Here is a 14,795-nt window from a genome sequence, read left to right as displayed (position 1 = left end):
GCTGCTTCCAAGCCAACATCCTGACTGTCTAAGCAACTAAACCTTCTTAGTTCAACTTAGTATATATTTGGGGACCTTAGCTGATGGTCTGGGTTCTTTCCCTCTCGGACTAGGACCTTAACGCCCTAGCCCTCACTCCTAAGCAAAACTGATAGTATTCGGAGTTCGTCTGGACACGGTAGGTTACCCCCCTAGTCCTATCGGTAGCTCTACCCCTATCAGTATAAACTTAAGGCTGTTCCTAAAAACATTTCGGAGAGTACGAGCTATCTGCCAGTTTGATTAGCCTTTCACTCCTACCCACAGCTCATCCAAGGACGTTACAATATCCACTGGTTCGGTCCTCCACGTTGTTTTACCAACGCTTCAACCTGGCCATGGGTAGATCACTGGCTTTCGCGTCTAACTCCTCTGACTCAACGCCCTATTCAGACTCGCTTTCGCTTCGGCTTTTTCTTTCAAAAGAATTTACCTTGCCAGAAAAGATTAACTCATAGGCTCATTATACAAAAGGCACGCCGTCATTTTAAAAAAAAACTCCGACTGCTTGTAAGCGTATGGTTTCAGGGACTATTTCACTCCCTTATTCAGGGTACTTTTCACCTTTCCCTCACGGTACTTGTTCACTATCGGTCTCTTAGGAGTATTTAGCCTTACCGGATGGTGCCGGCAGATTCAGTCAGCCTTTCACCGGGACTGACCTACTCAGGATACTAGCCAATCTAATACCAATTACCTTGACAGGGCTTTCACCTTCTATGGCTTACTTTTCCAAGTAATTTAAGTTCTTGATATTAAGTTGCATTGCTAGTCCTACAACCCCATAACAGCAGAAACTGCTATGGTTTGGGCTAATCCACGTTCGCTCACCACTACTTATGGAATCACTATTTGTTTTCTTTTCCTCTGGATACTTAGATGTTTCAGTTCTCCAGGTTTGCTTCTTTTAATATAAAAGATACCCTATCTAAATTATAGGGTGGGTTGCCCCATTCAGAAATTTGCGGATCAAATCGTACAACCAATCCCCGCAACTTATCGCAGTTTATCACGTCTTTCATCGCCTCTAAGAGCCAAGGCATCCTCCATACGCCCTTATTTATTTCTTACTCGCTCTTGAAATGGAGATACGCTAAATTTCTAAAAAGAAATTTAATCTACCTTATTTTGCTTTTACAATAAGTCAAAGAACACTCTTTAAGAAAGACACAGTTTTATTTTGTATTTCTGCACTTTTAATGCTTCTAACACTTTTATATTTTTATCTTGTGTCGAATCGTAATACAAAGGTATAACTTTTATTTAAATCCGCAAATATTTTTTTCAAATAAAAGATGTTTTTAGGACCACTAAGCCATTACAATAGTAAAAATTGGTCTAGCCATAAAATTATAGAGATTTTTATAGATTTTTTAGACTGTTTATTTGTCCAACAACTAATCCTTAAACTTAAAAAGTGGTGCTATTGGACCTATAGATTTTGCCCCAATTGTTGATGTAAATAGTAATCCATGGAATCCCTTGGCGCAATACTAACGGGTAAATTGATACCAAAAGGAAAACTGCCTGTCAATATTTGGTATGACTATGATGTGCAGACCAACACAGGTACAGTTGCTTTTGCTAGGGGATTTGGCTTGAGCTGGTAATTTTTTTGACAATCCAAACTCAAAATATTATTAAGTGGTCTGCTTTATGTAAACCAATCGTATCTGTTTTAGAGATGATTGGTTATATTAGAATGAATCCACTACTTAAATCAATTACTATGGTTCAAAAAGAACAAGTCATAGAAGCCATTAAACAAGTTTACGATCCGGAAATACCTGTAGATATCTATGAACTAGGGCTTATTTACGAAATTACAATTTTACCACTAAATAATATTGAGATCTTAATGACACTTACTTCTCCTAATTGTCCAGCGGCAGATATTATACCTAGTCAAGTAGAAGAAAAAATCAAAGCCATAGAGGGCGTACATGCAGTAACCGTGCATCTTACCTTTGAGCCAGCTTATACAATGGATCGAATGTCTGAAGCAGCGAAATTAGAATTGGGATTTGCTTAAGTTTTCTCTACATAATCTGTTCCAGATTATATTTTTTATATTTCTTTCCTTTATTGAATGGCCCAAAACAATTATAAAATCCAACCAGACACGCCTAAAAAAAGTAGTCCGTCAAAGTCATTTATACTAGATCAACGTACTAAAATAACCATTGGGCTTTTGCTGCAGGGGATAACTATTTTTTTAGCATTTTCCTTTTTAGCGCATCTTATTCATGGCGCTAAAGATCAATATATTATTGAATCTATTGGAAGGATAGGTCTAAAATCGTCCAATCTGGCCACTGGCAACTGGTTAGGTTTTACAGGCGCTTTTATAAGCTATTATTGTGTCCATATATGGTGGGGTATCACTGCTTTTATTTTTTTGCCTTGTCTATTTTTAGTTGGTATAAAAATGGTTACACAAAAAATTTGTGCAAATCTTTCTTTATTAAAAGTGATGATGGCCTCCATTTTTCTGGTATTATGGTTTAATATTTTACTGGGCTATCTATACGCACTCTACCCAACTGCTGTCCTATTGGCCAATTACCTTGGAGGAATTGCTTATACACTTGGCATCTTGTTTAAAAATTTATTAGGCTATGGTACTTTTATTTTTCTTGTGGTTACTTTGATCATTTTTGCGGTCATATGTTTTAATATAACTTCTTTACCAAATATTAATTTATTCTCAAGCAAAAAAGCAAAGAATAATGTTACCTGTTTGGTTGATCAAGAAAGTAATAGAATAGTGGATGAAACATTTAATAGAGAAAGTGAGGTCCCCTCTAGTAAAAAAAAAACGAGTAATATAACGACTGCAGATGCTACTAGAGATTCAAAGCATATAAAGGATCAAACTGGTGCAGACACTGTTGCACTGCACAAAAGCAACGTGGCTTTTGAAATAGTTGCCCCTGAACCACCAAATTTGTCTCAAGCGCCTCCATCTGCTATTGGTTCAACCATACCCTTAAGCCACATCCGGAGTGAAAACTACGATCCAACTTTAGATCTATCTAATTATAAATATCCTCCTTTAGATCTACTAAAACGGTATACACAAGAACAGCTATCTGTTACACAAGAAGAATTGGCTATCAATAAAAATAATATTGTACAAACGCTACAGAACTTCAAGATAAATATTGCCAAAATAAAAGCTACTATTGGTCCTACTGTTACCCTTTATGAAATAGTACCCGAAGCAGGAGTCAAAATTTCCAAGATAAAAAATCTCGAAGACGATATTGCACTTAACTTGGCTGCATTAGGTATTCGGATCATTGCACCCATACCAGGAAAAGGAACCATTGGTATTGAAGTACCCAATAAAAATAGAGAAGTAGTACCGCTCCAGGAGATGGTTGGCTCTGAGAAATTTTTAAAAGGAAAGATGGATTTACCTATTGTATTGGGTAAGTCGATCTCAAACGAATTGTTTATTGCAGATTTGAGCCGTATGCCGCATCTACTGATTGCCGGTGCTACTGGACAAGGAAAATCTGTGGGGCTCAATGTGCTACTGACCTCTTTGATTTATAAAAAGCATCCCTCTCAATTAAAACTGGTATTAGTAGACCCTAAAAAGGTAGAACTTTCTTTGTATAATAGATTGGAACGTCATTTTTTAGCAAAATTACCGATCAGTGAAGAACCTATTATTACAGAAACCAAAAAAGTAATCCATACCCTTAATTCTTTATGCATTGAAATGGACCATCGGTATGAACTGCTCAAGGAAGCAGGGACCCGCAACATTAAAGAATACAATGAAAAATTCATAAAAAGGATACTAACTCCTCAAGAAGGGCATCGGTTTTTACCTTACATTGTATTGGTTATAGATGAATTTGCAGATATGATGATGACGGCAGGTAAGGAAATAGAAGTACCTATTGCCCGACTGGCCCAATTGGCACGTGCCATTGGGATACATCTTGTATTGGCTACACAAAGACCCTCTGTAAATGTTATTACTGGTATTATCAAAGCCAACTTTCCTGTTAGGATTTCCTACAAAGTAAGTTCAAGGATTGATTCTAGAACCATTTTAGATGCAAGTGGTGCAGAGCAATTAGTAGGAAATGGTGATATGTTGCTCTCTATGAACTCTGATATTATTCGATTACAAACTCCCTTTTTAGATACCGCAGAAGTGGAACGTATTTGCAGCTATATTGGTGGACAACAAGGCTACCCATCTGCCTATCTGCTGCCTACTTATGATGAAGAAGACAAAGAGGATGGCGTGCCAGTAGATTTACAATCAACAGATCCTCTATTTGAAGAGGCAGCAAGACTGATTGTTTTACATCAACAAGGAAGTACTTCTTTGATTCAACGAAAACTGAAGCTGGGCTATAACCGATCTGGAAGGCTTATAGACCAATTAGAAGCTGCAGGCATTGTAGGTCCTTTTGAAGGGAGTAAAGCGCGAGAAGTTTTGGTAACAGATGAAGCCAGCTTAAATGAAATATTGGCTAGGTTACCACGCAAAGACTAAATTTTAATAGCTATGTATTGGCTGACACAGCATATGGATAGCAAAGCACTCTACTGATAAAGATTATTTTGGGGTTTGTCTTTAAAAATTAGTGCTGATGTTTGCCATTACCCCCAGATTGTTGCCCTATTTTAAAACTTTATAAATTTATAAATACATTTAAATATTAACCATTATGCATAAGTGCTTTATCCCCACTATATCTTTTTACTAGCGAATTTTTCAATTGTAAAATTTGAAAATCAGAATGTTAATTTTATTAACCTCTTAAAAGATATACCCATTGCAGTCGTTGCACCTGCTTCAGGTATCAATAAAGGCGAGTTAACTGCTTTGAAAAGCATCACTTCATTGGCATTAAATATACCCAATGGATGCTTTGATCAAAGCCGATATGTTTTTCATTCTAATAGTGATGAAGCAAGATTTAAATACTTAAAGGATGCACTGTTGGATAGGACCAGTCATGTAGTATGGACATTACGTGGAGGATATGGTGCTGCTAAGTTGATACCTGCTTTACAGAAATTAACGATACCTGCCAGAGAGAAATTTTTTATAGGATATAGTGATATAACTGCGCTCCATATTTTCTTGACACAAACATGGGGCTGGAAAACGATTCACGGAAGTGGAATAGTTGAAATACTGAAAAGTGATAAAAAACGTGCTAATTTTACAAAGATAGCTGAAATCATTTGCGGAAAAGTTAAACAGGCTACAATTGATCAACTATTTCCGATTAATGCAGCAGCACAAGCTATCCATACGGTAGATGGTAAGCTTACAGGTGGCAATATAACCGTCCTGCAGACAGGTATTGGTACAATCTGGCAAGTAAAAACAGAAGGAAAAATTCTTTTTCTGGAAGATACGCAAATAAAAGCTTATCAACTAGATCGTACCTTACTGCACTTTAAACAAGCTGGTCTACTAAAAAATGTAAAAGCCATACTATTTGGCCATTGTGGCACCGATAATAAAGATATTATAACAACACTGAATCAGTTTGCATCTATTTTACCCATCCCAGTCTTTAAAACAAATAGGTTTGGACATGGAACCACAAATGATCCGATTATTTATAACACTACTAGTCAAATTGTTTTTGTCGATGAAGGTACCTTTAAGCTAATCATGAAAGTATAAATTTTCCGAATACTTAAAGAAAATTAAGATTTAGTACCAAACATATCGTTATACAGAAACCACTCCTTTAATAGCTGGATGATGTAGGTAATGTTGCAATGTAAAATCTTCATAAACAAAACTAAATAAATCTGTTACGCTTTGGTTAAGTTGCATAGTAGGCAACGGATAAGGAGAACGTTTCAGTTGTAAACTTGCTTGTTCCAGGTGATTATAGTATAAATGTGCATCACCAAGCGTATGAATCAACGTGCCAGGTTTTAATTGACACACTTGCGCCATCATCATCGTAAGAAGTGCATAAGAGGCAATATTAAAAGGAACCCCTAAGAAAACATCCGCACTACGTTGGTAAAGTTGACAAGATAGTGTCCCATTTGCTACGTAAAATTGAAAAAAAGCATGACAAGGTGGCAATGCCATTTTAGAAATTTCACCGACGTTCCATGCACTTACCAATAGCCTACGTGAATCAGGATTAGCTTTAATTTCCTGTATCACTTCGCTTATTTGATCAATTTTTACACCTGTTGCTGTAGGCCAACTCCGCCATTGGTGGCCATAAATAGGGCCTAGTTCCCCCTCTTTGGAGGCCCATTCATCCCATATGGTAACGCCATGTTGTTGCAAATAATGTACATTTGTATCACCACTTAAAAACCACAGTAATTCATAAATAATAGAGCGTAGATGCACTTTTTTACTGGTAATCAGTGGAAATCCTTCTTCTAGATTAAACCGCATTTGGTAGCCAAAAAGACTTTTTGTACCCGTTCCAGTCCTATCTTTTTTGTCAACTCCTTCTGCTAAAATATGTTGTAGTAATGCTAAATATGGTTTCATGATATGAGGCCGTTGCTATAGATGGTTATTACATCAATTTTGGGAAATATGGTTATGGTAAAAGAGCGATATAAAAGACTATAATTTTTACTGTCTGTAAGATGAAATATTAACCTCTCCATCTAGCCTAGTATAGATTAAACCAATGTTTTGACAGCCAATGCATTGGTAAGTGCTATAAATTCAGCCACACTTAGTTCCTCTGCACGTTTATGCAATAAACCAGCAGCACATCTGTTTGATAGCTTCAACCCACCCAGTGCATTTTGTAATTTTTTTCTACGGTGCTGAAATCCCTTTTTTACTATTTGAAAAAACAACGATTCATCACATGGCAGTTTTTGTAGATTATTGCGGTGCATGGTAATAACCGCAGAATCCACTTTAGGAGGAGGGAAAAAAAAATCAGGTGGCACTGTAAAATGGTATGCGATAGTATAGAACGCTTGTAAAAGGACACTAAGCATACCATAGATCTTACTACCTGGTTTAGCAGTGATGCGTTGTGCTACTTCTTTTTGAAACATACCTACCATTTCACCTACTACACTACGGTTATCCAAAATTTTAAAGAGGATTTCAGAAGAAATATTATAAGGGAAATTACCAATAATCGTTAACCGTTTGTCTTGAAACTGTTCTGTAAGCAGCAGCTTTAAAAAGTCTGCTTCTATGATGCGCTCACTTAAAGCGGCATATTTCTTTTTTAGATAAGGGATAAGGTCACCGTCCACCTCTACAAGGTATAAACGAGCAATAGCCTTATGACGCAATACATCTGTTAAGCTTCCCTTACCCGGTCCAACTTCAATTACCGTACCTCCTAAACTTTCATCTGTTAATAGATTGGCTATTTGACTGGCTAAAGCTGAATCTATTAAAAAATGCTGACCCAATGATTTTTTAATTCTTATAGAAGTTGACATACTGGTGTACACTAAGGAGCATTAATAAATTCTTTAATTTTCTTACGCAAAGCATGTTGGTCTGTATCTTGCGATTTTTTTAGTAAAAACTTCAACAACCAATTATACTTTTCCAAAAGACTCTCGTATTTCTGCTCAAGTTGAAACAATTCTGCACAAGCATCATCTGGAAGTGTTCTATCTGACTTCATTTCAGGAAAATGCACTGCAAAATTATAGTGCAACACCTTTCCCAAGGTCAATATAAAGTCATAGCTTAAATTTTGCTCTTTAAATCTGTTGTAGAGCGTATTTCTACTTATACCTATTTTTTCAGCTAATACTGAAATAGAGATACCGCTTCTTCTCACTACATTTTCAATAATTTCTCCTCTATGTTGCATCTGACATTGGCAAATTAATAAGTAGGAAAAAAACATGATGATGAGGTTCTTCCCATTGATCTTTATGTTTAAATATTTTAAACATTAAAAAAAAGTACCCTGTCATTCTAAATCGGAACCATACAGGCACAATATAAATATTTGGCACTTTATTTTAAACAAAATCTTAATACAAAAATTATACACAATTTAACTTTTTTAAAAAAATTTGGGCTAAAATGTCCGATACATCCATTATAGAAATAAATTTGTTTAATTCTTGCTGCATAGATGTTACCGCTTTAGGTATACCACAGGGTACAATTTGATCAAAAGGGGCCAGTTCATTATTTACATTTAGGGCTAGTCCATGCATAGTGATCCATCTGCTTACTCTAATGCCAATAGAACAAATTTTTCGGTCGAACGGTTTACTATTTTTATTTGCTTTTAACCATACACCTGTTAAACCAGGTAAGCGAGTTGATGGAATATTGAAATGGGCCAACATTTCTATAACAGAGGCCTCAAGTAAGCGAAGATAACGGTGTATATCTGTGAAAAATTTTTCTAAATCAATAATAGGATAGACTACTAATTGGCCTGGTCCATGATAGGTAATATCCCCGCCTCTATTTACATGATATAAGGTAATATCCTGTATTGCTAAGGTAGCTTCATCGACTAATAAATGGTTCATAGATCCCCTTCTGCCCAAGGTATATACAGGAGGATGCTCACAAAAAAGCAAGTAACCAGAAGCTGCTGATTGACTAAATTGATCTACCGTAGCACGTCCATGTTTTTGATCAACCATGGTTTTATAATAGGTTTCCTGAATTGCTAATGATTCCTTATAATCTATTAAACCCAAGTGTTTTACAATTATTGCTCTATTTTGTACCATTTACCCTATTGTTGGTTACTTATTTGTATCTACTTTCTTGCAATTGGATAGAAACTATTTTATAATATGCAATTATATACAATATGTTATAGACATTTTATATACATTGACTTAACAAAAAGCAGATTGATCCTTTATAAAAACTTACACTACTTCACACAATCAGAACTGATATCACTTAATAGATCGCCCTACTTATATAATAATTGGATAAAAAACAAAAAGTATTATATTTGTCTTTGTAGAAAAAAGCTAAGTAAGTTATTTCTCTATTCAGAATCTAATTTATTGGTAGATAGGTTTAATCATACATTAACTAGTAAAGTACAAAAGTGTTCCAGGTGTCAGTATCACAACGAACAAATGCAATCTTCCTAAATAACCCCTAATCAAATGAACAAAATACAAGGAAAATATACATTTTCAATGATTAAGCCTGATGCAGTTCATGCCAATCATATTGGTGCCATTCTTTCCATGATCGAAAAAGCAGGTTTTTCCATAGATGCCATCACTATGATTCAGTTAACGCCAATTGTTGCGGAACATTTTTATGCTGTCCATTCAGATCGTCCTTTCTACAAAGCTTTGTGTGCATTCATAGCTTCTGCCCCTGTAGTAGCTATGGTTTTACAAAAAGAGAACGCTGTAGTAGATCTACGCAGACTAATGGGCGCTACTAATCCAGCAGAAGCAGCTGAGGGTACCATTAGAAAACTATTTGCTACTTCTATTGACTATAACGCTATTCATGGCTCAGATTCAGATGAAACAGCTGCATTAGAAACTTCTTTTTTTTTCCCTGGCCGTGACCTCCTTGTAAAAAGACACGCTACTATATAGTATGTAGATAGTCAATATATTCTTTATGAACAAGCTAAACAGGTTGATGGTTTGGCAATTTCTTTGCTGCTTTGTGTAATTTAATTTTATTTTTTAGATAAAAAATTATTTTATCTCTACTTCTACTTTTTAAGCAATCATATTGATCCCATTCAACAATTAGGTTGCTCGTTCAGTAATCAGCTACACCAATAAATTCTCCTTCAATGGTGTCTTTTGCGTTTTAGCAAATTAGTAGTGGTATGTTTCACGTGGAACATTTTTAAATTTATGGTACTTGAATATGATATTATTGTAGTAGGTGGTGGCCATGCAGGTTGCGAAGCTGCTACAGCTGCTGCGAAATTAGGCGCTAAAGTTTTGTTGGTCACCATGAGCTTGCAGACAATTGGCCAAATGTCTTGCAATCCAGCTATGGGAGGTATTGCAAAGGGGCAACTTATTCGGGAAATAGATGCCTTGGGAGGATTTTCTGGCATTATAGCAGATCAGTCGGCTATTCAATTTAGAATGTTAAATACCTCAAAAGGGCCAGCAATATGGAGTCCTCGGACACAAAACGATCGGGGGTTATTTTCAATATGTTGGCGCAGGGCGCTTGAATCATTGCCAAATTTAGATTTTTGGCAAGATACAGTGGTTTCATTATTAGTAATAAATGGTAAAGTACAAGGTATTCAAACTGCACTAGGTATTACGATAAAAGGTTGTGCTGTAATTTTAACCAATGGTACTTTTTTAAATGGAATGATCCATATTGGTGCAAAAAAAATAGCTGGTGGTCGTTCTGGAGAAAAAGCTGCCACGGGTATAACGGAACAACTTCAAAAATTGGGTTTTCAAACAGGAAGAATGAAAACAGGAACCTCACCTCGTGTAGATGGTAGAACATTAGACTACAATAAAATGGAAAAACAACCGGGCGATCCTTTGCCAGGGAAGTTTTCTTTTTTAAATACTCCCCCGCTTACAAAGCAAAAAAATTGTTTTATTACCTATACCAATCCAACTGTACACAACCTTATTAAGGATAATTTAGCAGATGTTCCCATCTACAATGGGCAAATTCAAAGCACAGGCCCCCGTTATTGTCCTTCTATAGAGGATAAAGTGTATAGATTTGCAGATAAAGAGCGCCATCAAATTTTTGTGGAGCCAGAAGGATGGCATACTATTCAAGTTTATGTAAATGGACTCTCTACGTCATTACCAGAAGCCATTCAATTAAATATGCTAAGGGCTATCACTGGCTTTGAAAAAGTAAAAATGATTTGCCCTGGTTATGCTATTGAATACGATTACTTTCCTCCTACACAGTTGCACTATACACTAGAAACCCAATTGATTCAAAATCTATACTTTGCAGGACAAATCAATGGAACAACTGGTTATGAAGAAGCCGCCTCTCAGGGCCTAATGGCAGGGATCAATGCCTATAGAAAAATCCATAAACTTAGTCAAATAGTATTCAAGAGATCTGAAGCTTATATTGGCGTCTTAATAGACGACTTAGTAGGCAAAGGAACAGAAGAACCTTATCGCATGTTTACATCACGGGCTGAATTTCGCATTTTACTCAGACAAGATAATGCAGACTTACGTTTAACAGAATTAGGATATGCCATAGGATTGGCTGATGAAGAAAGACTTCAAAAAGTATATAAAAAGAAAAAAGAACTGGTTTCTATCTTTGATTTTTTAAAAAAATGGAAAATAGAACCAGAAATAATTAATCCAATCTTAGCAGCACAAGGTTCAAGTTTAATAGATATCCCACAATATGCTGACGGGTTGCTAAAAAGACCAGAGGTTGATTTGAATGATCTCCTTCAATTGGACAAACAGCAAAGCAATGCACTATCTACTTACGGAGAAGAAGTTTTGCAACAAGCAAGCATTCAGGTTAAATATGAAAATTATTTTCAAAAAGAAAAAGAACTGGTAAAAAAAATGGAACAATTGGAACATTATACAATTCCACTTGATTTTAATTATAGAAAACTTAAGGCAATTTCTGCAGAAGGATTAGAAAAGCTTCAAAAAATAAGACCTGCTACCTTAGGGCAAGCTTCACGAATAAGCGGTGTGCGTCCAGCTGATATTTCTATTTTAATGGTTTATTTAGGACGGTAATCAAAACAGCTATATCCCCAAAATAACCAAAATAGATTAATAATTTATTGGCTTGGCTACTTGGTTGTATTGCTGAAAAGATGGAACATATATCGTAATAAACGTATAAATCAAGTCCTATATTTTTATATATAGTTTTTTGATATATTTTATTTTTTTCATAGATTGTGCACTAGCACATCATATAATGTGGTAATCATACGGTAGTAAAATTCGTTTATGGTTTATTCTCTACTATTTTCTTTGGTATATATTATATATTGGTTTTCTTTTCTTAGTTGCAGAATTCCTGCTCTAATCAAGAATAAAAAATAAAGATTTGGGGCTATTTATGTATAATTTGTAAAATTTATGCGAATAAATCGCAGTATAATATGGGAAAAATCGTAGCGATTGTAAATCAAAAAGGTGGGGTTGGCAAAACAACTACTGCTATAAACCTAGCAGCAAGTCTTGCTATTTTAGAAAAAAAAACCCTTTTGATTGACATTGATCCACAAGCAAACGCAACTTCTGGTGTGGGCATTAAGCCAGAACAAGTAGCACACAGTATCTATGAATGCATTGTAGAAACTGTAGATCCCAAGCTGTTGATTCAATCTACCACTATACCCAATCTAGATCTTTTGCCTTCCCATATCAACTTAGTAGGTGCAGAAGTAGAGATGGTAACCTTTAAGAATAGAGAAGGCCGCATCAAATTAGCCTTAAAGTCCATAACTTCGATTTATGACTACATCATAGTAGATTGTGCGCCCTCTTTAGGCTTAATCACCATCAATGCACTTACCGCTGCAGATTCTTTAATTATACCGGTTCAGTGTGAATACTTTGCATTAGAGGGGTTAGGAAAGCTATTAAATACAACGAAAATTATTCAATCCCGCTTGAATCCTAATCTCGAAATAGAGGGCATATTAATGACAATGTATGATGCAAGGCTTCGTTTGGCCAACCAAATTGTAGCAGAGGTCAAAAAGCATTTTCAAACCATGGTTTTTGAAACCATTATTCCAAGAAATATTAAATTAAGTGAGGCACCAAGTTTTGGTATGCCAGCAATTATTTATGATGCAGATAGTAAAGGTGCGGTTAGCTATCTTAGGCTTGCTGAAGAAATCACAGGTGGCATTAGAAATAATAAAACTGATTAAATGATGGAGCCTACAAAAGGAAATCGCGTGTTAGGTAGAGGGTTAAGCGCCTTGTTGCAAGGTGCCCATATGGAAACATCTCCTAATACTTCTGATTATTTTTTTAAAATGATTCAGATTGAATCGATTGCTACCAATCCTTGTCAACCTCGACAAGATTTTAACCAAGCAACACTTAGTGAATTAAGTGCCTCCATAAAGTTACATGGGATTATACAACCGCTCACTGTTGGAAAATTAAGCAATCATACCTATCAGTTAATAGCTGGTGAAAGGCGGTTGCGTGCAGCTAAATTAGCAGGCTTAGAAGAAGTACCTAGTTATATACGTTGTACGGATAACCTCCATATGCTAGAGCTTGCACTTATTGAAAATATCCAACGTGATGCATTGAACGCAGTTGAAATTGCGTTGAGTTACCAACGTTTGCTAACAGATTGCAAACTTACACAAGAAGCATTAGCTGAACGGGTTGGAAAAGATAGAACTACTGTAAATAATTACCTTCGCTTGCTTAAATTGCCACCGGATATTCAAATTGCGCTTCGAGACAAAAAAATTTCTATGGGTCATGCAAGAGCGCTGATTAATTTGCAAACACCAGAAATACAGTTAAATTATTTAAAAAAGATACTAGAAGGTGCTCTTTCCGTACGAGAAGTCGAAAAATTAGTGCAAGACCTCTCTGCCATTGGCCATTTGAAAAAGCCAGCTAGTAAAACACAACTTAATCCTTCTTTTAAAAAGAAATTACAAAACACAACCCACCAATTAAGTCAGCAATTTAATACAAAAGTAATTATCAAAGCAGATACACAAAAACAAGGAGAAATAAAGATTATATTTGATTCTGAGGAAGATCTAGGAAGAATTTTAGCTATTATTTCAAATATAAAACAAGAATGAAAAGGTCCTACCATTTTTTTTTAAGCCTAATGGGATTTTTTTATTTTCCTTACCTAAGTTGGGCTGTTGTCTCACCGGATAAATCTATTGTATGGAATGCGGTTAACCATCCCCTTAGACCCTTATATGTTGTAGACAGTACATCTAATCCTCTCTCTTCTGAAAAAATAGAGAAAATAGAGAAAATACCAGTATGGTCTAAAACGATGCGTACAGAAACCATGGTACAACGCGCTTGGATTACTTCTATGGTGGTTCCTGGCTTAGGGCAAGTTTATAATAAAGATTACTGGAAAGTACCCTGCCTTTACTTGGGTTTTGCTTTGGTTGGCTATAAAATCTACTCAGAACATCAAGAAATGCACAAACATAGACGAACGCTTCTTCTTGATAGCAAAGATCAATCCAATCCAGTGCCTGACTTTACAAAAAAACGTATTCGGGAATGTGAACGCACGCGTAATTTATTTATTATAATTGCAAGCGCTTGGTATATATTGAATATATTTGATGCTTATGCAGGCGCACATGATAAAACAGTGAATTTTATAGATGATATTGGGACTATATCAACTGATTTACCACAAAAGAACCATCTGAAATAAATGGTTTTGTTGCTTTTACATAGAAACATTAATAAAACATGTACAAGAGGCGCTTGCAACAAATTGATAGTATGATTTTTCCCGTTTTTTGCTTTTATTTTTTGAGGCCGTTGGAATAGAAAATTTTCACAGCCTCCATATAGGTAAATATGGGGGCCATTATGACTAAATCCTTTTATAGTACTTAGTCGGTCCTGAAATACTGTATAATTATTTGTTAATCAGCAAATAAATGGTTAAATTTGTATTGGTTAATAACCAGTTTTAGAGTTGTTTTGTATAAAAAGCTTGCAAAATAAGGATGAAATCTAAGAAAATAAATAATAGCCTTGAGCGTTTGTTTGAGCAACGCTTATCTAGTTTTCTTAACCCGAAACATCCTTTATTCCAGTTATCTGATTCGATT

At 35.6% G+C, this 14,795-nt stretch carries 13 protein-coding genes and 1 rRNA gene; 9 read left to right on the top strand and 5 right to left on the bottom strand.

All coding sequences use genetic code 11. The features are described 5' to 3' along the window. Nucleotides 1-1,109, bottom strand: a 23S ribosomal RNA gene (locus tag ACRRVB_RS01165); the annotation flags it as partial. A gap of 402 nt (nt 1,110-1,511) precedes the next feature. Here ACRRVB_RS01165 and ACRRVB_RS01160 point away from each other — a divergent pair. The 4 genes from ACRRVB_RS01160 to ACRRVB_RS01145 all read left to right on the top strand — a co-directional run bounded on the left by ACRRVB_RS01160 (nt 1,512) and on the right by ACRRVB_RS01145 (nt 5,710). Then, nucleotides 1,512-1,649: a hypothetical protein gene (locus tag ACRRVB_RS01160; RefSeq protein ID WP_432466181.1), complete on the top strand. Its 138-nt coding sequence runs from the start codon at nt 1,512-1,514 to the stop codon at nt 1,647-1,649. A gap of 74 nt (nt 1,650-1,723) precedes the next feature. Next, on the top strand, nt 1,724-2,071 hold the full coding sequence (locus ACRRVB_RS01155; protein ID WP_432466180.1) for an iron-sulfur cluster assembly protein: 348 nt from the start codon (nt 1,724-1,726) through the stop codon (nt 2,069-2,071). 57 nt (nt 2,072-2,128) lie between these two features. Beyond that, nucleotides 2,129-4,561, top strand: a complete 2,433-nt coding sequence (locus ACRRVB_RS01150; protein ID WP_432466179.1) for an FtsK/SpoIIIE family DNA translocase — start codon at nt 2,129-2,131, stop codon at nt 4,559-4,561. 183 nt (nt 4,562-4,744) lie between these two features. Beyond that, a complete protein-coding gene (locus tag ACRRVB_RS01145) occupies nt 4,745-5,710 on the top strand; it encodes an LD-carboxypeptidase (RefSeq protein ID WP_432466178.1) in 966 nt (321 codons plus the stop codon). Between the two features lie 48 nt (nt 5,711-5,758). Here the strand turns inward: ACRRVB_RS01145 and ACRRVB_RS01140 are convergent, their stop codons facing one another. The 4 genes from ACRRVB_RS01140 to lipB all read right to left on the bottom strand — a co-directional run bounded on the left by ACRRVB_RS01140 (nt 5,759) and on the right by lipB (nt 8,748). Then, nucleotides 5,759-6,553 (bottom strand): thymidylate synthase, encoded by a 795-nt coding sequence (locus ACRRVB_RS01140; RefSeq protein ID WP_432466177.1) that lies wholly within the window; start codon nt 6,551-6,553, stop codon nt 5,759-5,761. Between the two features lie 137 nt (nt 6,554-6,690). Further along, nucleotides 6,691-7,479: a 16S rRNA (adenine(1518)-N(6)/adenine(1519)-N(6))-dimethyltransferase RsmA gene (gene rsmA / locus ACRRVB_RS01135; RefSeq protein ID WP_432466176.1), complete on the bottom strand. Its 789-nt coding sequence runs from the start codon at nt 7,477-7,479 to the stop codon at nt 6,691-6,693. 11 nt (nt 7,480-7,490) lie between these two features. Beyond that, nucleotides 7,491-7,862 carry a helix-turn-helix domain-containing protein gene (locus ACRRVB_RS01130; protein WP_432466175.1) on the bottom strand — a complete coding sequence of 124 codons (372 nt, stop codon included), beginning with the start codon at nt 7,860-7,862 and terminating at the stop codon, nt 7,491-7,493. Nucleotides 7,863-8,040: 178 nt separating this feature from the next. After that, a complete protein-coding gene (gene lipB, locus ACRRVB_RS01125) occupies nt 8,041-8,748 on the bottom strand; it encodes a lipoyl(octanoyl) transferase LipB (protein ID WP_432466174.1) in 708 nt (235 codons plus the stop codon). Between the two features lie 393 nt (nt 8,749-9,141). Between lipB and ndk the strand changes: the two genes are divergently transcribed. The 5 genes from ndk to ACRRVB_RS01100 all read left to right on the top strand — a co-directional run bounded on the left by ndk (nt 9,142) and on the right by ACRRVB_RS01100 (nt 14,389). Beyond that, on the top strand, nt 9,142-9,591 hold the full coding sequence (ndk, locus tag ACRRVB_RS01120; protein ID WP_432466173.1) for a nucleoside-diphosphate kinase: 450 nt from the start codon (nt 9,142-9,144) through the stop codon (nt 9,589-9,591). Between the two features lie 270 nt (nt 9,592-9,861). Further along, complete coding sequence (gene mnmG / locus ACRRVB_RS01115; RefSeq protein ID WP_432466172.1) at nt 9,862-11,724, top strand: tRNA uridine-5-carboxymethylaminomethyl(34) synthesis enzyme MnmG; 1,863 nt, start codon at nt 9,862-9,864, stop codon at nt 11,722-11,724. 374 nt (nt 11,725-12,098) lie between these two features. Continuing rightward, on the top strand, nt 12,099-12,878 hold the full coding sequence (locus ACRRVB_RS01110) for a ParA family protein (protein WP_432466171.1): 780 nt from the start codon (nt 12,099-12,101) through the stop codon (nt 12,876-12,878). Then, nucleotides 12,879-13,784, top strand: coding sequence for a ParB/RepB/Spo0J family partition protein (locus ACRRVB_RS01105; protein ID WP_432466170.1), 906 nt, complete (start codon nt 12,879-12,881; stop codon nt 13,782-13,784). Beyond that, on the top strand, nt 13,781-14,389 hold the full coding sequence (locus tag ACRRVB_RS01100) for a DUF5683 domain-containing protein (RefSeq protein ID WP_432466169.1): 609 nt from the start codon (nt 13,781-13,783) through the stop codon (nt 14,387-14,389). The genes ACRRVB_RS01105 and ACRRVB_RS01100 overlap by 4 nt, the downstream gene beginning before the upstream one ends. Nucleotides 14,390-14,795: the final 406 nt, after the last annotated feature.

It is taken from the genome of Candidatus Cardinium hertigii (genome assembly GCF_050864855.1).
Classification (GTDB): domain Bacteria; phylum Bacteroidota; class Bacteroidia; order Cytophagales; family Amoebophilaceae; genus Cardinium; species Cardinium hertigii_C.
This window is presented reverse-complemented; position numbering and strand designations above follow the sequence as displayed.

Bases quoted from the DNA above. Each gene is read 5' to 3' on its own strand.
- ACRRVB_RS01100 (WP_432466169.1), top strand. From the start codon at position 13,781: ATGAAAAGGTCCTACCATTTTTTTTTAAGCCTAATGGGATTTTTTTAT.
- ACRRVB_RS01140 (WP_432466177.1), bottom strand. From the start codon at position 6,553: ATGAAACCATATTTAGCATTACTACAACATATTTTAGCAGAAGGAGTT.
- ACRRVB_RS01160 (WP_432466181.1), top strand. From the start codon at position 1,512: ATGGAATCCCTTGGCGCAATACTAACGGGTAAATTGATACCAAAAGGA.
- rsmA (WP_432466176.1), bottom strand. From the start codon at position 7,479: ATGTCAACTTCTATAAGAATTAAAAAATCATTGGGTCAGCATTTTTTA.
- ACRRVB_RS01130 (WP_432466175.1), bottom strand. From the start codon at position 7,862: ATGCAACATAGAGGAGAAATTATTGAAAATGTAGTGAGAAGAAGCGGT.
- ACRRVB_RS01155 (WP_432466180.1), top strand. From the start codon at position 1,724: ATGATTGGTTATATTAGAATGAATCCACTACTTAAATCAATTACTATG.
- ACRRVB_RS01150 (WP_432466179.1), top strand. From the start codon at position 2,129: ATGGCCCAAAACAATTATAAAATCCAACCAGACACGCCTAAAAAAAGT.
- ACRRVB_RS01110 (WP_432466171.1), top strand. From the start codon at position 12,099: ATGGGAAAAATCGTAGCGATTGTAAATCAAAAAGGTGGGGTTGGCAAA.
- mnmG (WP_432466172.1), top strand. From the start codon at position 9,862: ATGGTACTTGAATATGATATTATTGTAGTAGGTGGTGGCCATGCAGGT.
- ndk (WP_432466173.1), top strand. From the start codon at position 9,142: ATGAACAAAATACAAGGAAAATATACATTTTCAATGATTAAGCCTGAT.
- lipB (WP_432466174.1), bottom strand. From the start codon at position 8,748: ATGGTACAAAATAGAGCAATAATTGTAAAACACTTGGGTTTAATAGAT.
- ACRRVB_RS01105 (WP_432466170.1), top strand. From the start codon at position 12,879: ATGATGGAGCCTACAAAAGGAAATCGCGTGTTAGGTAGAGGGTTAAGC.